The 23,261-nt window shown below is 65.4% G+C and carries 20 protein-coding genes; 12 read left to right on the top strand and 8 right to left on the bottom strand.

The features are described from left to right. The first annotated feature begins 15 nt into the window (after positions 1–15). The 6 genes from lgt (at position 16) to STE01S_RS05240 (ending at position 6,009) form a co-directional block, all read left to right on the top strand. A complete protein-coding gene (gene lgt, locus STE01S_RS05215; RefSeq protein WP_003049239.1) occupies positions 16–897 on the top strand; it encodes a prolipoprotein diacylglyceryl transferase in 882 nt (293 codons plus the stop codon). A 25-nt stretch (positions 898–922) separates the two neighbouring features. Next, positions 923–1,960: a class I SAM-dependent methyltransferase gene (locus STE01S_RS05220; RefSeq protein ID WP_082813231.1), complete on the top strand. Its 1,038-nt coding sequence runs from the start codon at positions 923–925 to the stop codon at positions 1,958–1,960. Further along, positions 1,957–2,475, top strand: a complete 519-nt coding sequence (locus STE01S_RS05225; protein WP_062765557.1) for a GNAT family N-acetyltransferase — start codon at positions 1,957–1,959, stop codon at positions 2,473–2,475. The genes STE01S_RS05220 and STE01S_RS05225 overlap by 4 nt, the downstream gene beginning before the upstream one ends. Next, the gene (gene pgeF / locus STE01S_RS05230) at positions 2,472–3,239 is read left to right on the top strand and encodes a peptidoglycan editing factor PgeF (RefSeq protein WP_062765564.1); all 768 of its coding nucleotides are present in this window, start codon (positions 2,472–2,474) and stop codon (positions 3,237–3,239) included. The genes STE01S_RS05225 and pgeF overlap by 4 nt, the downstream gene beginning before the upstream one ends. Beyond that, positions 3,236–4,642: an SLC13 family permease gene (locus tag STE01S_RS05235; RefSeq protein ID WP_058812904.1), complete on the top strand. Its 1,407-nt coding sequence runs from the start codon at positions 3,236–3,238 to the stop codon at positions 4,640–4,642. Before pgeF ends, STE01S_RS05235 begins: the two co-directional genes overlap by 4 nt. Positions 4,643–4,716: 74 nt before the next feature. Next, a complete protein-coding gene (locus STE01S_RS05240) occupies positions 4,717–6,009 on the top strand; it encodes a cystathionine gamma-synthase family protein (RefSeq protein WP_062765567.1) in 1,293 nt (430 codons plus the stop codon). A gap of 38 nt (positions 6,010–6,047) precedes the next feature. Here the strand turns inward: STE01S_RS05240 and STE01S_RS05245 are convergent, their stop codons facing one another. Further along, the gene (locus tag STE01S_RS05245) at positions 6,048–6,767 is read right to left on the bottom strand and encodes an HAD family hydrolase (RefSeq protein WP_082813228.1); all 720 of its coding nucleotides are present in this window, start codon (positions 6,765–6,767) and stop codon (positions 6,048–6,050) included. 107 nt (positions 6,768–6,874) lie between these two features. Here STE01S_RS05245 and STE01S_RS05250 point away from each other — a divergent pair, with 107 nt between their 5' ends. The 5 genes from STE01S_RS05250 to STE01S_RS05270 all read left to right on the top strand — a co-directional run bounded on the left by STE01S_RS05250 (position 6,875) and on the right by STE01S_RS05270 (position 10,848). Further along, positions 6,875–7,981: an ABC transporter permease gene (locus tag STE01S_RS05250; RefSeq protein WP_058812903.1), complete on the top strand. Its 1,107-nt coding sequence runs from the start codon at positions 6,875–6,877 to the stop codon at positions 7,979–7,981. Continuing rightward, the gene (locus STE01S_RS05255) at positions 7,981–8,805 is read left to right on the top strand and encodes an ABC transporter ATP-binding protein (RefSeq protein WP_003049215.1); all 825 of its coding nucleotides are present in this window, start codon (positions 7,981–7,983) and stop codon (positions 8,803–8,805) included. The genes STE01S_RS05250 and STE01S_RS05255 overlap by 1 nt, the downstream gene beginning before the upstream one ends. Further along, positions 8,805–9,746, top strand: coding sequence for an MlaD family protein (locus tag STE01S_RS05260; protein ID WP_003049211.1), 942 nt, complete (start codon positions 8,805–8,807; stop codon positions 9,744–9,746). The genes STE01S_RS05255 and STE01S_RS05260 overlap by 1 nt, the downstream gene beginning before the upstream one ends. 14 nt (positions 9,747–9,760) lie before the next feature. After that, positions 9,761–10,369 carry an ABC-type transport auxiliary lipoprotein family protein gene (locus tag STE01S_RS05265; RefSeq protein ID WP_234179427.1) on the top strand — a complete coding sequence of 203 codons (609 nt, stop codon included), beginning with the start codon at positions 9,761–9,763 and terminating at the stop codon, positions 10,367–10,369. A 158-nt stretch (positions 10,370–10,527) separates the two neighbouring features. Then, positions 10,528–10,848: a DMT family transporter gene (locus tag STE01S_RS05270; protein ID WP_003049205.1), complete on the top strand. Its 321-nt coding sequence runs from the start codon at positions 10,528–10,530 to the stop codon at positions 10,846–10,848. Between the two features lie 4 nt (positions 10,849–10,852). On the opposite strand, the gene pepN is transcribed toward STE01S_RS05270, so the two are convergent. After that, entirely contained in the window at positions 10,853–13,444 is a 2,592-nt protein-coding gene (pepN, locus tag STE01S_RS05275; RefSeq protein ID WP_062765573.1) for an aminopeptidase N, read from the bottom strand. A gap of 46 nt (positions 13,445–13,490) precedes the next feature. Here pepN and STE01S_RS05280 point away from each other — a divergent pair, with 46 nt between their 5' ends. Continuing rightward, a complete protein-coding gene (locus STE01S_RS05280; RefSeq protein WP_062765576.1) occupies positions 13,491–14,282 on the top strand; it encodes a Rossmann-fold NAD(P)-binding domain-containing protein in 792 nt (263 codons plus the stop codon). A 31-nt stretch (positions 14,283–14,313) separates the two neighbouring features. Here STE01S_RS05280 and STE01S_RS05285 read toward each other — a convergent pair whose 3' ends face one another. From STE01S_RS05285 to nadA, 6 genes are all read right to left on the bottom strand, one after another. Then, positions 14,314–15,603, bottom strand: a complete 1,290-nt coding sequence (locus tag STE01S_RS05285) for a DUF445 domain-containing protein (protein WP_255265884.1) — start codon at positions 15,601–15,603, stop codon at positions 14,314–14,316. Positions 15,604–15,675: 72 nt separating this feature from the next. Further along, the gene (locus tag STE01S_RS05290; RefSeq protein ID WP_062765582.1) at positions 15,676–19,092 is read right to left on the bottom strand and encodes an efflux RND transporter permease subunit; all 3,417 of its coding nucleotides are present in this window, start codon (positions 19,090–19,092) and stop codon (positions 15,676–15,678) included. Between the two features lie 40 nt (positions 19,093–19,132). Beyond that, positions 19,133–20,317 (bottom strand): efflux RND transporter periplasmic adaptor subunit, encoded by a 1,185-nt coding sequence (locus STE01S_RS05295; RefSeq protein ID WP_062765585.1) that lies wholly within the window; start codon positions 20,315–20,317, stop codon positions 19,133–19,135. Between the two features lie 314 nt (positions 20,318–20,631). Further along, a complete protein-coding gene (locus tag STE01S_RS05300) occupies positions 20,632–20,904 on the bottom strand; it encodes a GlsB/YeaQ/YmgE family stress response membrane protein (RefSeq protein WP_058812897.1) in 273 nt (90 codons plus the stop codon). A 117-nt stretch (positions 20,905–21,021) separates the two neighbouring features. After that, positions 21,022–21,276 (bottom strand): GlsB/YeaQ/YmgE family stress response membrane protein, encoded by a 255-nt coding sequence (locus STE01S_RS05305; RefSeq protein ID WP_040590464.1) that lies wholly within the window; start codon positions 21,274–21,276, stop codon positions 21,022–21,024. 924 nt (positions 21,277–22,200) lie between these two features. Continuing rightward, a complete protein-coding gene (gene nadA / locus STE01S_RS05310; RefSeq protein WP_058812896.1) occupies positions 22,201–23,190 on the bottom strand; it encodes a quinolinate synthase NadA in 990 nt (329 codons plus the stop codon). Positions 23,191–23,261: the final 71 nt, after the last annotated feature.

Consider the following 23,261-nt stretch of genomic DNA (forward strand, 5'->3'; position numbering starts at 1 on the left):
AGGTTCCGAGAATATATGTTTCTTTTTGCAACCCTAGCCGAAGCAACGCAATATGTGAACTTCCATGACCTGATGGGAGACAATAGCGCGATTGCCTTTTCGGTATTCGGGCTTCCGATCCGTTGGTACGCCCTCGCCTATCTCGCGGGCATTTTCGTCGGCTACTGGTATCTTACCAAGCTGATCGACCAGCCGGGCTCGCCGATGGCGCGCCGTCACGCCGACGACATGATCTTCTATGCAATGCTCGGAATCATCCTGGGCGGACGCATCGGCTATGTCCTGTTCTACAATCTGGAATCCTACATTCGCGATCCCGCCGCAGTCTTCCGCCTCTGGGACGGCGGCATGTCGCTGCACGGCGGCGTGCTCGGCGTGCTGGTCGCGATCTGGTACGTGACGCGCAAGGAGAAGCTCAGCTTTCTGCGCTTCTGCGACTATGTCGCGTGCGTCGTGCCTTTCGGCCTCTTCTTCGGCCGCCTCGCCAACTTCGTGAACGGCGAGTTGTGGGGCCGCGCCACGACGGTGCCGTGGGCGATCATCTTTCCCGAAAGCGGGACGATGGACCCGCGGCATCCCAGCCAGCTTTACGAAGCAGGACTGGAAGGCATCGTCATGATGGCGGTGCTCGCCTGGTTCTTCTGGCGCACCGATGCGCGCTACAAGCCCGGATTCCTGTTTGGCATGGCCGCGATCCTCTATGGCGTCAGCCGTTTCGTCGTCGAATATTTCCGCGAACCCGATGTCCAGCGCCAGTGGGTCGTCGACATGACCGGCCTGTCGATGGGCCAGTGGTTGACCGTACCCATGCTGCTCGCCGGCATCTGGCTCGTCGCGACCGCCAAGGGCCGGCGCAAGCGCGTCGAACCCGTCGCGGGGTCCGACAGCGTTGCCTGACGGACCGCCGACTCCCGACGATTTACTGAGGGAAATTGCCGCAGCGCGCACGGTGACCATCGCCGACTATATGGCGGCGGCGAATGCGCATTATTATGCGACGCGCGACCCGCTTGGCGCCGCGGGCGATTTCACCACGGCGCCCGAAATCAGCCAGATGTTCGGCGAAATGGTCGGCGTCTGGATCGCCGACCTGTGGACGCGTGCGGGCGGCCCCGCCTTTCACTATGTCGAACTGGGGCCGGGGCGCGGCACACTGGCCGCCGACGCGCTGCGCACCGCCGCCCGCTTCGACTGCAAGCCGCAAGGCCTCCACCTCGTCGAGACGAGCCCGGCGCTGCGCGCGGCGCAGTCGGCGCGCCTGCCGGACGCAGAGCATCATGACGAGATCGACAGCCTGCCGGACGACCTGCCGCTGATCGTCATCGCCAATGAATTTTTCGACGCGCTGCCCATCCATCAATATGTGGCAACGAAGGACGGCTGGCGCGAGCGCATCGTCGTGCGTGGGGGCAACGGCATAACCGCTGCTCCGGACACGGTTCCCGCGGACGAGGCCATACCGCCGGCGCTGCGCGACCGCGCCGAAGGCACGATCGTCGAAACCGCGCCCGTCGCCGCCGCGGTGATGCATCAGTGCAGCGCACGGCTCGCACGGCAGGGCGGCGCAATGCTCGCGATCGACTATGGCTATTGCGGCCCCGCCACCGGCGACACGCTGCAGGCGGTAAAGGCGCATCGTTTCGCCGATCCCTTCGCCGATCCGGGCGAGGTTGACCTGACCGCCCATGTCGACTTCGCAGCGCTCGCCCATGCCGCGCGGCGCCCCGGCACGAACGTCTTCGGCCCCGTTGATCAGGGCGCGTGGTTGCAGGCGATGGGCATTGACGCCCGCTTGCAGACGTTGGTCGCTGCCTCGCCCGCACGCGCGGGCGATTTGCAGGGACAGCGCGACCGGCTGGTCGCAGCCGATCAGATGGGAACATTGTTCGAGGCGATGGCGCTGACCGGCGCCGGCTGGCCGCAGCCCGCCGGATTCGATAGTTCGGGAGAGATTGCATGACCGACGTCACGCTCGCCACCGCTGCCGACGCCGACGCGCTGTCGCGCTTTGCCGAAGCCGCCTTCGTGCAGACCTTCGGTCATATCTACGATCCCGCCGACCTTGCGAGCTTTCTCGCGGACTGGAATCCGCCCGAGAAACTGCGCGCGCAGATCGCCGATCCCGCGATGGTAGTCGCGCTCGTCCGCGGCGCCGACGAGGCGATCCTCGGCTATATCAAGCTTGGCCCCATCGATTTCGATCTGCCCGCGGGGCAGCCGGCGGAGGGCGCGACCGAACTCCACCAGCTTTATGTCGCCGCCGAAGCCAAAGGGACGGGCGTTGCTGCGGCGCTGATGCAATGGGGCATCGACTGGGCGCGCCAAAGGGCATCGATCCTCTATCTGTCGGTCTTCACCGAGAACCCGCGCGCGCAGGCCTTTTACCGCCGTTATGGCTTCGTCGATGTCGGCCGCAACGCATTCCGCGTCGGCAACCATATCGATGAAGACCGGATCTGGAGGCTCGACCTGTGACCCCGCCTTTCACCACCGCCGCCCCGCTCGCCGGCGTCGCGCACGGATTTTTCGGACGGCGCGGCGGCGTGTCGACCGGCGACCTTGCCTCGCTCAACTGCGGCGTGGGATCGGGAGACGATGCCGCGCTGATTGCGGAAAATCGCCGCCGCGTCGGCGCCGCCGTGCTGCCCGGTGCCACGCTGACAGGGCTTTATCAGGTGCATGGCAATCGCTGCCATATCGTCGATGCGGACAGCGACCTTGCCGCCCGACCCGAAGCCGACGCGCTGGCGACGCGCACGCCGGGCATCTTGCTCGGCATCCTCACTGCCGATTGCGTCCCGGTGCTGTTTGCCGATCGCTCCGCCGGCGTCGTCGCGGCGGCGCATGCCGGGTGGAAGGGCGCAATCGCGGGGGTCACCGACGCGGCGCTCGGCGCGATGGAAAGCCTCGGCGCGCGGCGCAGCGATGTCGTCGCCGCGATCGGCCCCTGTATCGGCCGCGCGTCCTATGAGGTCGACGACAGCTTTGTGCGGCGCTGCGTCACCGACGATCCCGCCAACGAACGCTTCTTCGCGGCCGGCAAGCCGGGACACGCCATGTTCGACATCGCCGCTTATGTCGCGGCGCGCCTTGCGGCGGCGGGCGTCGCCACGGTTGCCATCGGCGGGCAGGACACCTACGCCGAAGCAGAGGAATATTTCAGCTATCGCCGCGCCTGCCATAAAAGCGAGAACAGCTATGGCCGGCAGCTTTCGGTGATCGGATTGGGGGACGGATGACGCGCACGCGCCTGCTCGGGCTGATCGGCGGCTTGCTGGCTTTCGTCGCGATGCTGGCGCTGCCGGCCCCCGCGGGCATGGAACCGACGGCGTGGCGCGTTGCGGCGCTGACCGTCCTGATGGCAATCTGGTGGATGACCGAAGCGATGCCGCTGACCGTCACCGCACTCCTTCCCTTCCTGACCGTCCCGGCCTTCGGGGTGATGGACGCCAATGCCATCGCCAAGGAATATTATTCGCCGATCCTGTTTCTGATCCTGGGCGGTGCCTTCCTCGCACTCGCGATCGAGCGCGTCGGGCTGCACCGCCGGCTCGCACTGGCGCTGCTCAAGCGCGCGTCGCCGACCGCGACCGGGCTGCTCTTCGCTTTCATGGCGGCGACCGCGCTGCTCAGCATGTTCATTTCCAACACGTCGACCGCGCTCATCATGGTGCCGATCGCGCTGGCGGTCGTCGGAGCCGCCGGCGCCCGCGAGGGCGATACCGAGGGTTTCCCCGGCGCCGTGATGATGGGGATTGCCTTCGCCGCTTCGCTCGGCGGACTGGGCACATTGGTCGGCAGCCCGACCAACGCCATCGCCGCGGGCCTGATCGAGCGGACGCTCGGGCTGCACATATCCTTCCTCGACTGGGCGATTTATGGCGTGCCGGTGGTGCTTGTGTCGGTGCCCTTTGCGATGATCGTCCTTGCGCGGGTGCAGCGGCTTGCCGAGCATCCGTTCGACGGGCGCGCGGCGGCGGCCGCGCTCGGCAACCAGGCAATCTGGTCGACCGCCGAGCGGCGCGTCGTGCCCGTGTTTCTGCTCGTGCTGATCGCCTGGGTGATGCAGCCCTGGCTCGAACCGCTGTTCCCGAAGGGCGCGCTGACCGACGGCACCGTCGCGGTGGCGGGCAGCCTGCTGCTGTTCGTCGTGCCCGACGGTACCGGCCGGCCGCTGCTCGTCTGGAAGGAAGCCGATCGCGCGCCCTGGGGCGTCATCATGATGTTCGGTGGCGGGCTTGCCCTCGCTGCCGCAATCACCGAGAGCGGACTTGCCGCCTGGCTGGGCGCGGTTCTCGCACCGCTCGGTTCGATCCCGACGATCCTGCTCGCGGCGGTGATTGTCGCGCTGACGATCCTGATCACCGAATTCGCCAGCAATGTCGCAACGGCGAGCGGCATCATGCCCGTGCTCGCCGCGCTGATCGCGGCCACCGGCACTGATCCCGTCCTCCTTGCCCTGCCGGTCGCGATGGCGGCAAGCTGGGGCTTCATGCTGCCATCGGGAACGGGCCCCAACGCGCTTGCCTGGGCGACGGGCAACATCGCTCTGCCGCGTATGCTCAAGGCGGGGCTGGCGCTCGATCTGCTCGGCGTACCGCTGCTGATCGGCATTATCTGGGCCATCGCCGCGCTTGCCTGACCCGGCTGACCGCGAACCGGTTTCAATCGTAACCAGCCTTGCTATAGCTGCGTGATCATTTTCAGGAGCATGTCATGGCCACGCGCGGCAAGAACAAGGCGAATATCGAAGCAGTCGGCGGCAAGAAGCTGACCCCCGCGACGCAGATGATGGGGCATGGCTATGACCCCTTTCTGTCCGAAGGCGCGCTGAAGCCGCCGATCTTCCTGACCTCGACCTTCGCGTTCGAAAGCGCAGCGGCGGGCAAGCGCTTCTTCGAACATATCACCGGCAAAAGGCAGGGGCCCGCCGATGGCCTTGTCTATTCGCGCTTCAACGGCCCCAATCAGGAAATCGTCGAGGACCGGCTGGCGCTGTGGGACGGCGCCGACGATGCGCTCGTCTTTTCAAGCGGTATGTCGGCGATCGCGACGCTGATGCTGGCGCTCGTCGGACAGAATGACGTGGTCGTCCATTCGGGGCCGCTCTATGCCGCGACCGAGACGCTGATCGCGCGCATCCTCTCGCGCTTCGGCGTCGGCTTCGTCGATTTTCCGGCAGGCGCGACGCGCGAGCAGATCGACGACGTGCTCACCCGCGCCCAGGCGCTCGCCGATGAAAAGGGCGGCAAGGTCGCGCTCGTCTATCTCGAAAGCCCAGCGAACCCGACCAACGCGCTCGTCGATGTCGAGGCGGTGCGCGGCGCACGCGATGCCGCCTTCCCCGGCGACCACAAGCCCGCGATCGCGATCGACAACACCTTCCTCGGCCCGCTCTGGCAACAGCCGCTCAAGCAGGGCGCCGAACTCGTCGTCTATAGCCTGACCAAATATGCCGGCGGTCATTCGGACCTGGTCGCGGGCGGCGTGGCGGGCGATCAACGGCTGATCGACATCATCCGGCCGATGCGAAACACGATTGGCACCATCTGCGATCCCAACACGGCGTGGATGCTGCTACGCAGCCTCGAGACGCTCGAACTGCGCATGAGCCGGGCGGGCGAGAATGCGCTGAAGGTCTGCACCTTCCTGCGCGATCATCCCAAGGTCGAAGGACTAGGCTATCTCGGCTTCATTGCCGACCCGCGCCAGCAGGACATCTTCGACCGCCACTGCAGCGGCGCGGGATCGACCTTCTCGCTGTTCATCAAGGGCGGCGAGGAAGAGAGCTTCCGCTTTCTCGACGCGCTCAAGATCGCGAAGCTCGCGGTCAGCCTCGGCGGCACCGAAACGCTCGCGAGCCATCCGGCGGCGATGACGCATCTGTCGGTCCCCGACGAACGCAAGAAGGCGCTGGGCATCACCGACAATCTCGTCCGCATCTCTATCGGGATCGAGGATGCCGACGATCTGATCGCCGACTTCGCGCAGGCACTGGACGCGGTCTGAGCGGAAGCGAGGCAAGCCCTCCCGCACCGCCGGGATGACTATGTCTTCTGCCGCCAGTCGACGACGGCCCATCCCCGCTGCGGCGCCAGCTTCTTCAGCGCGCGCGACGGCGTCGTCGCCACCGCCTCGTCGGCGAAGCCCAGCATCGGATGATCGGAGACATGATCCGAATAGGCGCGGATGTGCGCGTCTTCGCGGGTGATGGCATTATCGGCGAGCCATTCGCCGATGCGCGCGAACTTGGCCGCGCCATAGCAATTGTCGCCCGCCAGCCGCGCGTGGATATGATCGGCGCCGTCGGCTGCGTCGAGGCGGGTCGCCAGCACATCGTCGATGCCCAGCCGCCGCGCGATCGCATCGACATAGAGATGGAAGGACGCGGTCGCGAGGAGGACGCGGTAACCCGCCGCGCGGTCGGCCGCGATCTGGTCGAGCGCCGCCGCGTGCACGCCGCGCGCGATGACCTGATCGGCATAGCTTTCGGCGAGCGGAGCGATCTCGGCGCGGTTGAAACTCTTTCCGACCAGCAGCCGCAGATTGATCGCCTTCAGCCGCGACCGGTCGATCAGGCGCAAGGAATAGGCAGCGGCGGCAAGCGCCACCAGCGGCAGCAACAGCAGCCGCCATTGCTGGCGCCGCCGCGCAACGTGCATCAGAAAGCCGCTATACGTCCCCGACCGCGTGATCGTGCGGTCCATGTCGTACATCGCAACACGATGCGCATAGTCGCGGACGGGATCGAGCGTCGGAACCTCCATACTCCCGCTATAACCGCGCGCCCACCGCCGGCCAAGAGCGCAGCCTGCCGCAAGCGCGGCCAATTCGCTTGCCGTGCCCTGGCAAATAATCCAATGTCGCCCGCGTCATGGCGGTTTGGGCGGACTTCGAAACGAACGATGGCGCTGACGGCGCAGAGGTCCGCTTCTCGGGCCGGTTGACGCTCGCCCGGATGGGCGACCTGCCGCAGCGGCTCGACGAGCTTGGACCGATTTCGCTCCTCGATCTTTCAAATATTACCCGCATCGACACCGTCGGGGCGTGGATCGTGACGCGCACGATGCATCGCCACGACGCGAAGGTCGTCGGCGCGAGCCAGGATGCGCAGCGGCTGCTCGACGCGCTGGCGAACGACACCAGCGAGTATCGCATCCATGGCGACCGGCGCCCTGCCTGGGTGCGTATGCTCGAACAGCTCGGCACCGCAAGTGTGGCGATCTGGAACGAACTGCTTGGCATCATCGGCTTTTTCGGCGCGATGGTCGTCGCGCTGTTCAACCAGATCCGCGCCCGCCGCGCGATCCGCTGGAATGCGATCGTCACGCGGTTCCAGACCGTCGGCGTCGACGCGCTGCCCATCATCGGGCTGATGAGCTTCCTGATCGGCATCGTCATCGCGCAGCAGGGATCGGTGCAGCTCAAGCAATTCGGGCTCGAAGTGTTCACGATCAACCTCGTCGGCCGTGCGTCGATCCGCGAGCTGGGATTGCTGATGACCGCGATCATGGTCGCCGGCCGGTCGGGTTCGGCCTTCGCCGCGCAAATCGGAACGATGAAGCTGACCGAGGAAGTCGATGCGATGCGCACGATCGGGGTGTCGCCGATGGAAGCGATCGTCCTGCCGCGCGTCGCGGCGTCGACGATCACCATGCCGCTGCTCGGCTTTTATGCCAGCATCTGCGCGATCATCGGAGGCGGCATCTTCTGCTGGATCGGGCTGGAAATCCCGCCGCTGACCTATGTCCAGCGCATCCGTGAAATCATCCCGATGACCGATTTCTGGATCATGCTGATCAAGGCACCGGTTTTCGGCATCCTGATCGGCGTCACCGGCTGTTACGAAGGGATGCAGGTGCGCCAGAATGCCGAGCAAGTCGGCAAGCGGACGACCTCGGCGGTTGTCGCCGCCATCTTCCTCGTCATCGTTCTCGACGCCTTTTTCGCCGTTTTCTTCACCTCGCTGGGCTGGAACTGATGGCCGAGCTGATCGAACCAGAAAAATTCGACATTGCGATCAAGGTGCGCGGGCTGTGCAACCAGTTCGGCGATGCGGTGATCCACGAAGACCTCGATCTCGACGTGCGGTCGGGCGAGATATTGGGAGTGGTCGGCGGATCGGGTACCGGCAAGTCGGTGCTGATGCGGTCGATCATTGGGCTGCAGATCCCGACCGCGGGCGAGGTCGAAGTCTATGGCAAGACGCTCGACACGATCGTTGACGAAGAGGAATCGCGCGACCTGCGCCGTCGCTGGGGCGTGATGTTCCAGGGCGGTGCGCTGTTCTCGACGCTCACCGTTGCGGAGAATATCCAGGTGCCGCTGCGCGAGTTCTATCCGCGCATGGACTCAGAGCTGCTCGACGAAATCGCGGCCTACAAGGTCGCGATGGTCGGCCTGCCAAACGATGCCGGCCCCAAATATCCGGCCGAGCTGTCGGGCGGCATGGTCAAGCGTGCGGGGCTGGCGCGGGCGCTGGCGCTCGATCCGGCGCTGCTGTTCCTCGACGAACCGACCGCGGGGCTCGACCCGATCGGCGCCGCGAAGTTCGACGAGCTGATCCGCGAACTGGCCGACACGATGGGGCTGACCGTGTTCCTGATCACCCACGACCTCGATTCGCTCTACGCGACCTGCGACCGGGTCGCGGTGCTGGCCGAGAAAAAAGTGATCGCGGTCGGCACGATTCCGGAACTTCTTGCCACCGAGCATCCTTGGATACAGGAATATTTCAACGGACCGCGCGGACGCGCCGCCTCTGGCAGCAACGACGCGCTGACGCGGGCAGATAGGAAGAGCTGATGGAAACGCGGTCGAACAATGTTCTGGTCGGGGCCTTCGTCCTGCTGTTCACCGTTGCGCTCGCGCTGTTCGTGGTCTGGCTGGCGAACGACAGCGGCGGCAAGCGTCAGGAATATGATATATTTTTCAAACAGTCTGTCGACGGATTGAACAAAGGCGCACAGGTGCAATTCTCCGGCGTCCCCGTCGGCCAGGTGCGGCAGATCGCGCTGTGGCCCGACGATCCGCAATTCGTCCGCGTGCGTATCGAAGTCGACGAGCATGTGCCGGTGCTGCAGGGGACGACCGCGGCGCTGGAAGGCGTCGGCTTCACCGGCGTATCGCAAATCTCGCTAGACGGCGCGGTCAAGGGCGCGCCGCCGATCGCCGACAAGGGCCCCGCCGGCAAACCGGTCATCCCGACGCGCGTCGGTGGGCTCGGTGAACTGCTCAACACCGCGCCGCAGCTTCTCCAGCGCCTGTCGACGCTGACCGAGCGGCTGGCCGAACTGGCCGACGACAAGAATCAGGCGAGCTTCGCGGCGATCCTGAAGAATGTCGAGCAATCGACCGCGATCCTCGCGCGCAACGGACCGGCGATCGAAGCCGCGCTCGCCGACACGCGCGTTGCGATCCAGCAGACGGGGACCGCGGCCGAACAGATCGGCAATCTTGCCGCCGCGACGCAGGGCACGATCGACCGCAATGTCGATCCTGCGATGCGCAATCTGCGCGACACGCTCGCCTCCGCAAACAAGTCGATGCAGACGCTCGAATCGGCGATTTCGGACGCCCGGCCCGGCCTCAAGACCTTCAGCGAAACGACGATTCCCGAAGCGAATGCGCTGATCCGCGACCTGCGCCGTACCTCCTCCTCGCTTTCGAGCCTGACCGACAAGCTCGATCAGCAAGGCGCGGGCGCGGTGCTCGGCGGCAGCAAGCTGCCCGATTACAAGAAATGAGGATGACGACCGCCATGCCCCACCCGCTTCGCCGTCTTCGCACCCCCGCGCTGCTCGCGCTGGGCGCGCTGTCGCTCTCGGCCTGTGTCAGTTTCGGCGGCAAGGCGCCGCCCTTTCTGCTCACGCTCGATTCCGATGTCGCCCCGGTCGTCGGCGAGGCGCGCTCGGCGGGCGAAGCGCAGACGCTGACGATCCTGATCCCGAATGCGCCGCAAAAGCTGCGCACCACGCGCATCCCGGTGCAGCAGGACGATGCGAGCGTCGCCTATGTCAAGGACGCCCAGTGGGTCGAGGCGCCGCAGCGCCTGTTCCAGCGGCTCCTGTCGGAAACCGTTGCGGCAAAAACCCCGCTGGTCGTGCTCGACGAAGGTCAGTATCTGACCGCACCGGGCGAACAGCTTGCCAGCCAGCTGCTCGAATTCGGCGTCGATGCGCGCACCAACGAAGCGGTCGTCTCGCTCCAGGCGATGCGCGTCGCGGCGGGCGGCAAGACGGTCACACAGCGCCGCTTCGAGGTGCGCGAACCGATCGGCGGCAAGATCGAGGCAAAGCCGGTCGGCGAGGCGCTGACCCGCGCCGCCAACAAGGTCGCCGCGGACGTCGCGGCCTGGCTCGCAGGCTGACGCGCGCCGCGCCTCTTCGCCGCTCCACTCTTGCACTTTGCGCGCCTGCCCCTTAGGGGCGAGCCGCGGCCGCGATAGCCGCCTCTTTCGCGCATCGCCTCTTTCGGGTTTCCGGCGTGCGCCTCCCGCACGAGCCCGCCTGACGAAAGGACTCGCGCATGGGATGGTTCATCCTGGCAATCGCCGTATTTACCGAAATTTGCTGGGCACTCAGCCTGAAATGGGCCGCAACGCTCGGCACGTGGCAGGCCTCGACGGTGCCGATCGCGCTCAGCTTCCTCAACATGGCGCTGCTCGCCTTTGCGATGCGCGAGATTTCGGCCGGCACCGCCTATGCAATCTGGACCGGCCTCGGCGCGGTCGGCGTCATCATCGGCGGTATCGTCCTGTTCGGCGAAAAAATCGGCACCGTGCAGATCGGCTTCATGGCGCTGATCGTGATCGGCGTCGTCGGCACGAAGCTGTCGGCGCCGGCCTGATCGCTCAGCCCAGCAAGCTCTTCGACGCCTGTTCGGTCGTGTCGCGCGACAGGCCGGGCTGGGCGAGGATGCGTTCCAGTTCGGCGCGCATCATCGCGGCGCGTGCCTCGTCGAAGCGCTTCCACCGCCCGAGCGGCGGGATCATTCGCGCCGCGGTCTGCGGATTGCGCGGATCGAGCGCGATGACAAGGTCGGCGATCAGCCGATAGCCCGCGCCATCGGCCTGATGAAAGGCCGCCTGATTGCCCGTGAACGCCCCATAAAGCGATCGCACCCGGTTCGGATTGGACAGGGTGAAATCGGGATGCTCGGCCAGCTGGCGCACCGCCTCCACCGTGTCGGGGCGCATCGACCACGCCTGTACCTGGAACCATTTGTCGAGCACGAGCGGATTGTCGCGGTAGCGCTGATAGAAGATGTCGAGCGCATGGGCGCGTTCGTCGCTGTCGCCATGCGCGAGCGTCGCCAGCGCCGCCTGACGCTCGGTCATACCGTCGGCATCCGAAAACACCCCGAAGACGAGCGCCGGGATATCGGCGATCCCCGTCGCGGCAAGATAGGCGAGCGCGACGCCGCGCAGGCGCCGTTCACCCTTGGCGTGCGGCGACAGGTCGGTCGCCGGCGGTGCCTTGCCCGCCAGTATCGCGCGCCATTCCTCCTCGAGCGCGCGGCCGATCGCGGCCTGCAGCGCCAGCCGTTCGCGGCGGATTGCGTCGGAATCGACGGTGAGCATCTGGTCGCCGATGAACGCCTCGCTGGGCAGCAGCACCGCCTCGGCCACAAAGGCGGGATCTTCGCCGCGCCCACGCAGCGTCTGCGCCACCGCATCGACCACCGCCCGATGATCGACTTCATTCCCCGCCGCTGCCGCGACAAGTGTGTCGAGCATGAGCTGCTGCAAGGCTTCGTAGCGCGCGAAGGGGTCGTCATCATGCGCCGCAAGCCAGGCGAGTTCCCCCTGCGCGCGATCGAAATCGACGATGACCGGTGCCGAAAAGCCGCGGTTGACCGACAAGGCAGGGCGCCCGTCGAAGGCGCCGAGCGCGATCCGCTGCGTCGCACCGGTCAGCGTCACCAGCGTATCGGGCAGCGATGCACCGCCGCTTCTATCGAAGGCCGCGATACGCAGCGGCATCATCATCGGCAGTTTTTCGGGCTGGCCGGGGGTCGGCGGCACGGTCTGCACCACATCGAGCGCCCACTGCCCCTGATCCTCTGAAAGCGTCAGCTTGAGCCGCGGCGTCCCCGCCTGCTCGTACCAGCGGCGGAACTGGGTCAGGTCGATCGCCCCGCCCTCCTCCATCGCGCGCACGAAATCCTCGCACGTCGCGGCCTCGCCATCGTGGCGGTCGAAATAGAGGTCGGTGCCGGCGCGGAAGCGCTGCGGACCGAGCAGGGTCGCCATCATCCGGATGATCTCTGCGCCCTTGTTATAAACGGTCGCGGTGTAGAAGTTGCTGATCTCCTGATAGCTGTCGGGCCGGATCGGGTGCGCAAGCGGCCCCGCATCCTCCGGAAACTGCGCCGCGCGGAGCAGGCGGACATCCTCGATCCGCTTGACCGGTGCAGATCCCATGTCCGCCGAAAAGCTTTGATCGCGATAGACGGTGAAGCCTTCTTTCAGACTGAGCTGGAACCAGTCGCGACAGGTGACGCGATTGCCCGACCAATTGTGAAAATATTCGTGCGCGACCACCCCCTGCACCCCGTCATAGTCGAGGTCGGTCGCGGTATCGGGATCGGCCAGGATATAACGCGTGTTGAAGATGTTGAGGCCCTTGTTCTCCATCGCCCCCATGTTGAAATCACTGACCGCGACGATGTTGAACAGGTCGAGGTCATATTCGCGGCCATAGACGCGCTCGTCCCACGCCATGCTGTCCTTGAGCGCCTGCATCGCGTGGCCGGTGCGGCCCTCGTCGCCCGCGCGCACCCAGATGCCCAGTTCGACCTTGCGCCCCGACATGGTGGTAAAGCTGTCGCGGTTGACGACAAGATCGCCCGCGACGAGCGCGAAAAGATAGGAAGGTTTCGGCCAGGGATCTTCCCACAAAGCCCAATGGCTGCCGTCGTCACCCGCACCCTTTGCAACGCAATTGCCGTTCGACAGCAGGATGGGAAAGGCCGTCTTGTCGCCCGCCATCCGCACCTTGTAGCGGCTGAGGACATCGGGACGGTCGGGATGGAAGGTGATCCGCCGGAACCCCTCGGCCTCGCACTGGGTGCAGAGCATGCCGTTCGAGGCATAAAGGCCCATGAGCTGGGTATTGGCCGTGGGATCGATCGCGGTATCGACCTCGACGATAGCGCGGGCCCGGTCGCCGAGATCGACGATCAGGTCGGGGCCCTCCATATGCCAATCGTTCCAGCTTTCGCCGTCGACGCGCACCGCGAGCGGAGTCAGACCGTCACCGCGCAGCGTCAGCGGCGCCGGCGCATCGGCATGGCGCACGACCGACAGCGCCGCACCGACGCGCGTCGTATCGAGGCCGAGCGCGAAATCGAGCGCGATGTCGGGCACCTGCCATTCGGGCGGGCGATAATCGCTGCGGTGGATGGTGACGGGCGGAACGGGGGAGGAAGAAGCGTCGGTCATAATGCGGGTCTAGGCTTGCGCCGCGCGCCGCGCAATAAGGGCGGCGATGGGACATATGCTGATTTTCGGAATGGGCTATGCGGCGGGCCATATCGCCGACCGGTTGCGCGCGCGCGGGTGGGAGGTGAGCGGGACGACGCGCGACGGACGCGGCGACAGCATCGCCTTCGCCGACGAGGCCGCGGTGCTGGGCGCGCTGCGATCGGCGACGCATATCCTGTCGTCGGTTCCCCCGGCGGACGGCGCCGACCCCGTGCTCGCCCGCTATGGCGAGGCGGTGGCGCTCGCGCCGGCGCGCTGGACCGGATATCTCTCCTCGACAGGCGTCTATGGCGATGCCGGCGGCGCGTGGGTCGATGAAAGCGCACCGGTGACGGGCCGCCGGCCCGACCGCAACGCCGCCGATACGGCGTGGGCCGCGCTGCGCGGCGACATGTGCGTCTTTCGGCTGCCGGGCATCTATGGTCCCGGCCGCAGCATCCTCGATCGTATCCGCGAAGGCCGCGCGCACCGGATCGATCTGCCCGATCAGGTTTTCAGCCGCGTCCATGTCGACGATATCGCGGGCGGCGTGATCGCCTCCTTCCGCGGCCCGGCGGGCGTCTACAACCTCGCCGACGATGCGCCGTGCCACCAGAACCGCCTCGTCGAATGGGGCTGCGCGCTGCTGGGGGCGCCGCTGCCGCCGCTGCAATCGCTCGACGCCGCCGGCCTGTCGCCCGCCGCGCGTGCCTTCTATGCCGAGAACCGCCGCGTCGCGAACGGCAAGGCGAAGCGGCTGCTGGGCTGGCATCCGCGCTACCCGAGTTTTCGCGAGGGGCTGGCGGCCTGTCTTTAAGCCAGCGGCTCCACCCTTCGAGGGGCGACGGTCAAATCCAGATATCGATCGTGTGGATCAAAACGCCCACCAGTCCGCCGACCAGCGTGCCGTTGATACGAATATATTGCAGGTCGTCGCCCACGGCATTCTCCAGCCTGTCGGTGATCGTCTTCGCATCCCAGCCGCGGATCGTGTCCGACACCAGCTTCAGCGCCGTTTCGCCATAGCTGTCGACCGCGCCGACGACGGCGCGGCGGGCGTAGCGGTTGAGCGTGCGTTTGATCGCCTGGTCCTCGCCCAGCATCGCGCCGAACTGCGTCACCAGCTCGCCGATCCGGCCCGCGAGCATCGTCTCGGGATCGCGCGCCGCGCGCAGCAAGGCGCCCCGCCCCTGTTCCCACAATCCGTCGAGCCAGCGCTTGACCGCCGGGTTATCGAGCAGTTCGTCGCGCACCCGCGCAACCTTTTCCTGCATTTCCGGGTCATGCTGCAGATCGAGCGCCAGCTTTGCGAGCCCCTCTTCGACGCGGATGCGGATCGGATGGGTTTCGTCGACCGCCATTTCGCTGAGCAGCTTCGACAGGCCGGCGACGATGCGGTTCGAAATGCTCTCGTCGAGGCCGGTGAAGCGGACGATGGCCCCCGAATTGTCGTGGACCATCTGGTGGATCAGATGCTCGTTGAGGTCGAGCGTCTTCGACCCCCATTTGACCATCGCATCGAGCAACGGTTGATGCCGCCCCTCGGCCAGCGCCGCCTGCAGCGCCTGCCCGAGCAGCGGCGCGACGTCGAGTTCGCGCAGCCGGTCCGCGATCGCCGATTTGACCATGCCGCCGAGCCGCTGCTGATCGAGCGCGCCGAGCCCGTCGGCGATAATTCGCGACGCGCCGAGCCTCAGCCGCCCGCCGCCCTCGGCAGGCTGCGAGAGGAATTTGCCGACCGCGCCCGCAACATCGACCGTCTGCATCTTGCGCGCGATCAGGCGCGGCAACAGGAAATTGGTGAGCAGAAAGCGCGCCAGCGTGTCGCCGATGCGATTCTTGTTACGCGGCACGATCGCGGTGTGCGGAATCGGCAGCCCCATCGGGTGACGGAACAGCGCGGTCACGGCAAACCAGTCGGCCAGCCCGCCGACCATCGCCGCTTCGGCAAAGGCGCGGACGAAGCCGACGGCGGGGTGAACGTCCTGATAATATTTTGCGGTCACGAAGACCGCGGCCATGAAGAGCAGCAGTCCGGTTGCCACAATGCGGACGTTGATGCCGCCGGTCGGAACGGCGACGCCCACTCCGGCGGGGTGGGCGCGCCTGCTTTCGGTCGGGGGCGATACGCTGGTCATGCCGTTCAAATGGGGCAGCCCGCCAAAGGTTGCAACCGGCGGACCGCGCGCGCGGTCGCCGGTCGCGTCCGGTTACTCGGCCGGCTGCGGCGCGGCATCGCCGTGCGGCCGCGTATCGTCGCCCTTCTTGTAGGTGAGCAGATTGCTCGAGAAGAAGCGGCCGAGGCGCTTTTCGATGCTGTCGGCCAGGCTGAAGCCCGCGGGTACGATCAGCAGCGTCAGCATCGTCGACAGGATTAGGCCGCCGATGACGACGACGCCCATCGGCGCGCGCCATGCGCCGTCACCCGACAGCGACAGCGCCGTCGGCACCATGCCCGCGACCATCGCGACGGTCGTCATGATGATCGGCTGCGCACGCTTGCGCCCTGCATCGACGAGGGCCTCGACCTTGCCGATCCCCTTGTCCATTTCCTCGATCGCGAAATCGACGAGCAGGATCGAGTTTTTGGCGACGATCCCCAGCAGCATCAGCAGGCCGATATAGACGGGCATCGAGATCGGCATCCCGGTCACGAGCAGGCCGAGCAACCCGCCGAGCGGTGCCAGCAGCAGCGACGACATGTTGACCAGCGGCGACAGGAAGCGGCGATAGAGCAGCACCAGCGTCGAGAATACGAGCATCAGGCCCGACACGACCGCGATCAGGAAGTTCTTGATCAGCTCGGCCTGCCACTTCTGATCGCCCTGGATGACCTTGCGGATACCCTGCGGCATATTCTTGACCGCGGGCAGCGCATCGATCTTTTGCTGCGCATTGCCCGTCACAAGGCCGGGCGCAAGATCCGCCCCGATGACGATACGCCGCGTCTGATTGTAACGACGCAATTCGGTCGGCCCCGCCCCGAAGCCGATTTCGGCTACCGATTTCAGCGGCACGGTCGTCCCGCGCGAGGTCGGCACCGGCAGATTTTCGATCGTCGCGAGGCTGCGGCGCGAATCTTCGGACAGCAGCACGCGGATCGGTATCTGGCGATCGGACAGGGAGAATTTCGCCGCATTCTGATCGATATCGCCCAGCGTCGCGATGCGGATCGTCTGGCTGAGCGCCGCGGTGGTCACGCCGAGTTCGGCGGCCAGATCCATGCGCGGATTGACGATGATCTCGGGCCGCGGAATGTCACCCTCGATCCGCGGCGCGCGCAGTTCCTTGAGCTTGCTCATTTCGTCGACGATCTTGAGCGCGTGCTTTTCCAGCGCGACCGGATCGTCGCCGCCGATCACCATCGTGATGTCGCGGCCCGAAAAGCCGCCCGACTGGCTCTGGAACGACACGCGCGCATCGGGAATCGCCGTCAGCTTCGGCTGCAGGCTGCGTTCCCATTCGACGCTGCTGATATCGCGGTCCTTCTTGAGCGTCAGGAAGGCATTGCCGCCGCCGACATTCACGTCGAAAAAGGCGGTATCGACGGCGGGGCTTGCGCTGAGGATCGACGAAACCTGGTTCGCGATATGCTCGCTCTGCGCCAGCGTCGATCCCGGCGGCAGTTCATATTTGATCTGGCTGTAATCGCTGTTGATCGTCGGCTGGAACTGCTGCGGCAGCGTGGCGAACAGGACAATGCTCAGCACGAAGGCCGCGGCGCCGATGCCGACGATCCACACGCGGTGATCGAACAGCCGTGCCCAGGCGCGCTGCAGCATGAACTTGGCCCAGCCGGTAAAGGCCCATTGCCGCATCCCGACAAACCAGGCGAGCGCACCGAGCAAGATCGCGAGCAAGCTGATCGCAAGGAAGACGATCACGGTCAGCGTCGGCGTGCGCAGCAGGAAATAGAGCGCGGTATTCGGCGCATCCTGACCGACCGGCACCGGCTGGAAATAGGCGTAGGCCGAATAGAGGACGAAGATGCCCGACAGGATCAGGGGAACAGCGAGGAAGGCGAGCCGGGTCGGAACCGCTTCGTAGCGGGCGCGCACCGCGTGATGCTTGCCATTGTCGAGCGTCCAGCGCAGCACGCGCTCGTAACGATCGATCCACGGCCCTTCGGCGTGCGCCTGTTCGCCGTGCGCGGCCAGGAAATAGGCCGCGATCATCGGCGTTATCATACGCGCGACGGCAAGGCTCATCAGCACCGCGAACACCACGGTCATCCCGAACTGGATGAAGAACTGGCCCGAGATGCCGGGCATCAACGCGACGGGCAGGAAGACCGCGACGATCGACATCGTCGTCGCCACAACCGCGAGGCCGATTTCGTCGGCGGCGTCGATCGAAGCCTGATAGGCCGTCTTGCCCATACGCATATGTCGGACGATATTCTCGATCTCGACGATCGCGTCGTCGACCAGCACCCCGGCGACAAGGCTGAGCGCGAGCAACGACAGGCTGTTGAGCGAAAAGCCCATCAGATCCATGAACCAGAAGGTCGGAATGGCCGACAGCGGGATCGCCATCGCACTGATCATCGTCGCGCGCCAGTCGCGCAGGAACAGGAAGACGACGACGACGGCGAGCACCGCGCCTTCGATCATCGCGGCCATCGAGCTGCGATATTGTTCCTTCGTATAGTCGGTGCGGGTGAAGAGGATCTTGAACTTCACCTTGGGGTTGTTCTTCTCGATCTGCGCCAGCTTCTTCATCGCCTCGTCATGGACACTGACGTCCGAAGAGCCCTTCGCCTTTTCGATCGAGAAAGACAGCACCTGACGGCCGTTGATCTTGGCCAGATTGCGCTGTTCGGCATAGCCGTCGGTCACCTTGGCCACGTCCGAAAGCTGGATCGTCCGGCCGTTGCCGATCGAAATGCGCGTTTCGCCGAGCTGGAAAGCATTCTGTGCGTTGCCGAGGACGCGGACCGCCTGCTCCGACCCGGCAATTTCGGTGCGCCCGCCCGCCGCGTTCAGATTGACCTGACGGAGCTGCTGGTTCACCTGGCTCGCGGTCAGGCCATAGCTCTGCATCCGCGCGGGATCGAGGATCACGCGGATTTCGCGGTCGACCCCGCCCGAACGGCGCACCTGGCTCATACCCGGCACCGACAGCAGCTCTTTTGCGACCGTATTGTCGACGAACCACGACAATTGTTCGAGCGTCATGTCGGTCGCTTCGACCGAGAAATAGGTGATCGGGCCGCCGGCGATATCGACACGAACCACCTGCGGCTCGAGAATCCCGTCGGGCAGGTTGCTGCGGATTTGGGAAATCGCCTGATTGACGTCATTATAGGCGCGATCGATCGGTGTCCCGATCGCAAATTGCACCATCGTACGGCTGCTGCCTTCGCTGACATAGGAGGAGAGTTCATCGACCCCGCTGACGCTGCGCACCGCGGCCTCGATACGCTGCGTCACCTGCGTTTCGAGTTCCGCAGGCGCGGCGCCCGGCTGCGCGACGATGACCTGCACCGCCGGGAATTCGATATCGGGATTGTCGTTGACGTCCATCCGGTTGAAGCTGACGATCCCCGCCAGCAGCAGCAGCGCGAACAGGACGATCGGCGGCACCGGATTGCGGATGCACCAGGCGGAAATGTTGCGAAAGCTCATGATTCAAACGCCCTTGTGCGCAGTCGGTCCGGAGAGAGGCTTATTGCGACGACTTCTGGATCGTCGGCTTCACCTTGTCGCCGACGTTGAGGAAGGCGCCCGCAAGCACGACGACCTTTTCATTGCCGGTCAGACCCGACGCAATCGACACGCCGCCATCGGTGACGGTTCCGACCTTGACGGGACGCCGTTCGATCTTGTCGTCCTTGCCGACGATCAGGACATAATTGCCCTCGGGCCCGCTCTGCACCGCGCTTTCGGGAAGAAGCGGCGCCTCGGCCGAACCCGAGACGAGGCGCGCGTCGGCGAAGCCGCCGGGACGCAGTGCGTCGCTGTAGGGAACAGCAATGCGCACCGTGCCCTGCCGCGTGTCGGGATTGACGACCGGCGACACCTGCCACACCTGTCCGGCGATCTGCAGATTGGTGCCGACCGGGGTCACGGTCGCGCGCGTTCCGGTGCGGACACGCTGGAGGTCGCCCTCGGCCAACTGCGCGAGCATTTCCATTTCGCCGGCCTTGGCCATGCGGAACAGAACGCCGCTGCCGGCGCCGACGACCTGGCCCGGTTCGACCTGACGCGTGAGCACCAGGCCCGCCGCGGGTGCGACGATATTCAGGCGGCCATTGCGCGCAACGGCTTCCTTATACTGCGCTTCGGCAACGCGAACCCGTGCGTTCGCGGAGTCGCGCGTCGCGCGCTTGCGGTCGAGGTCCGCTTTCGAGATGAAGCCGCGTCCGACCAGTGCCTCGGCGCGATCGAGTTCGGATTGCGCGAGGTCGGCATCCGCCTTGGCAACACGGATCGATGCGGAGAGGCTTGCGGCCTGCTGCGCCTGCACCGACCGGTCGATCACCGCGAGCGTCTGGCCCGCGCCGACCCATTGACCGGGTTCGACAAGGACGCTGACGACCTGACCGCCCTCGCCCGCGACGCCGACCGGCATCTCGCGGCGCGCCGCGATGGTACCGTTGGCAGCGATCACCGCCTGGACCGATTGGCGGCCCGGGATCATCACCGTCACGGTCGGCGTGCTGGCACCCGCAGCGGCGCCCGCTGCACCGCCCGCGGCCGCATCGTCGCCGGCCTTACCCGAACCGAACGCGAACCAGGCGACGGCAAGCACGATCGCGGTCAATACCAGCGCGACGATCAGGATCGTCCGCTTGCGGCGATTGTCCGCCTCTTCGTAAAAGCTTTGGGTCGAACCCGCCAGGCTATCCATCGAATCCACTTTCCGCTCGTAGTTCACGTCGAACTCCCCATCCCTCCGCGCCGGCATGTGCCGCAGCCGTTCGTGACGGCCGCCCCTCTCTTCCGAACGGCAGGACAAATATGTCGAAGGTGTATTACCCTATTACATCACCACATACAAGAGGCGATTGAGCCCGTGCCCACCCCGCGCACAGCCGCGCGCAACTAGACGAAATCATCGGTCTTTTCCAGCGCTTATGCCCCACGAAAAAAGGCGGCCTGCCACCGCAGACCGCCCTTTTTCGAACCTTCGCTCCGCTTTGGAGCTATGTCGGTTTCAGCGCTTCAGCGCACCCTGCCCCGCCGGACCAGATTGACGATGGCAAGCAGGATCACGGCGCCCAGAAAGGCCGTCAGCAACGTCTTGGGATCGAACGCGTCACCACGCAAATGGCCGCCGCCGATCAGACCGCCGAGCAGAAACCGCCCCAGAATAGAGCCGATGCAGCCGACGATGATATTCAGGAAAATGCCTTGTTGTGCATCGGTCCGCATCACGATGCTGGCAAGCCAGCCGATGATGCCGCCTACGACGATAGCGATGATGAAATCGATCATGACATTGACCCCCTACGATCATTGTTGCCCGCCAGTCTGCGGGTATGTGCTTGATAACGCGAACGGCCCCGATTGCCTAATGAATTGGCGGCGACCCGAAGGACGCCGCCATCGGGGTCAGCGGACGCTGCCGCGGCGCACCAGATTCACGACCGCCAGCAGGATGATCGCACCCAGCAGCGACACGAGGAAGCTGTACAGCGTAATCGCGTTGTTGATCGAACCGCCGCCGATCAGCAGGCCGCCAATGAAGGCGCCGATGATGCCTACAACGATATTGAGCAGGATGCCCTGCTGCGCGTCGGTGCGCATGACGATGCTGGCGAGCCAGCCGACCACACCGCCGACAACGAGCCAAATGATAATGCCGATCATGTTGCAATCTCCTCCTTGAACATAGTCGAACGTCGATGCGGAACCCGTTCCGGCGCTCGGCCGGTCGCGGTGCGACATCGCTTCAACGATGCGATCATAATGTCGATGGAGGTCGAAAAGTTCCCGGCCGCTTCCCCGAAAGGTCACGGCCGGGACAGTGGGATCAGTTCCGGTCGGGGAACTGCTCCGGGTCGCAGGACGGGATTTAGGGGGATTGGTGCACCGCGGTTGTGACAGGCATCACAGGTGCGAAAAAAATGCCGAAGGCCGATAGCGGCACCCAAACAGGCGGCACGCAAACGAAATGGGGGCCGACATCGCTGCCAACCCCCACTATCCGGTTTCGATCGTCGCGCGTCCGTTCCGCTTCATCCCGAACCGCTGGCCTGGCGACCAGCAGCCCGCCAAACGATGCGTCGCGGCGCGCGCCGGCTCGATCCGGCGATGGTTTGGTCGGCCCCCTTTCGGGGGCCGGCCTCACCCGGAAAGCCCTTCGTCATCCGGTCTGCGCGTCCGCCGAAGCGGTCGCCGTCCAAGCGACGGTCTGCTTTCCCGTACCCGATCGGGTTCGCCTCAACTCGTGGGAATCGCGGCGTTCCGTGATCGAGCTATCGGTCAATTTCCTCGTCAACCGGCCCGTTCTCTTCTGGCTAGTCTTGCAACCACCCTTCGTGTCCCGGCGGTCCGACGTCTCTGTCGTCCGATGATTTGAAGCTGACATGAAGGCCGCGGAGCGCCAAATAAAAAACGCGCTTTCGCGCGCAGCACACGCCGCCTTCTGTGGATAAGTCCGGCATTAGCAACAAGCGGATTCGGGGCAGCATTTTTGTAACAGCGTTGCAGCATTTTCGGATTCGCCCAGAGGCGGTTTCAGCGACGACTCGCCGATCCGACTCGCCCCGCGCGACGCCGACTCGCGACTCAGCGAGCGCCCAGATCGCCCTTGCCGACGGTTCCCGACGCCATTTCGAGCATCCGGTCGAGGCTCTTGCGCGCGGCAAGGCGCAGGTCCTCGTCGAGTTCGATCTGCGGCTTCAGGTCCCGCAGCGCGATGTAGAGCTTTTCCATCGTGTTGAGCGCCATATAGGGGCAGATGTTGCAGTTGCAGTTGCCGTCCGCACCCGGCGCACCGATGAAATTCTTCCCGGGCAGCGCGAGCTGCATCTGGTGGATGATATGCGGTTCGGTCGCGACGATCAGCGTATCGCCGTCGAAGGTCTTGGCGAATTGCAGGATGCCGCTGGTCGATCCGACATAATCGGCATGATCGACGATATAGGGCGGACATTCGGGGTGCGCCGCGACCGGCGCGTCCGGATGCTGCGCCTTCAGCTTCAGCAGCTCGGTTTCGCTGAAGGCTTCGTGGACGATGCACACGCCGGGCCAGAGCAGCATGTCGCGCCCGAACTTGCGGTTCAGATAGCCGCCGAGGTGGCGGTCGGGGCCGAAAATGATCTTCTGTTCGGGCGGGATCTGGCTGATGATCGTCTCGGCGCTCGACGAGGTCACGATAACGTCGCTGAGCGCCTTCACCGCCGCCGAGCAGTTGATGTAGGTCAGCGCGATATGGTCGGGATGGGCGGCGCGGAACCGCGCGAATTGTTCGGGCGGGCAGCTGTCCTCCAGGCTGCACCCGGCGTCGAGATCGGGCAGGATCACGATCTTTTCGGGGCTGAGAATCTTCGCCGTCTCGGCCATGAACTTGACCCCGCAAAAGGCGATGACATCGGCATCGGTCTCGGCCGCCTTGCGCGAAAGCTCGAGCGAATCGCCGACGAAATCGGCAAGATCCTGAATTTCCGGCTTCTGGTAATAATGCGCCAGAATCACCGCATTGCGCTCCTTGCGCAGACGATCGATCTCGGCGCGCAGGTCGAGGCCGGAGAGATTTTCGCGGACGGGAGCAGTCATGGCGGTTCCTTGTCGGTGCTTGTCGGGCGCTCCCTACACCGCCGTCAGCGCGAGGGCAAACGCGCCCGCCG

The organism is Sphingopyxis terrae subsp. terrae NBRC 15098 (genome assembly GCF_001598815.1).
GTDB classification, from domain to species: Bacteria; Pseudomonadota; Alphaproteobacteria; order Sphingomonadales; family Sphingomonadaceae; genus Sphingopyxis; species Sphingopyxis terrae.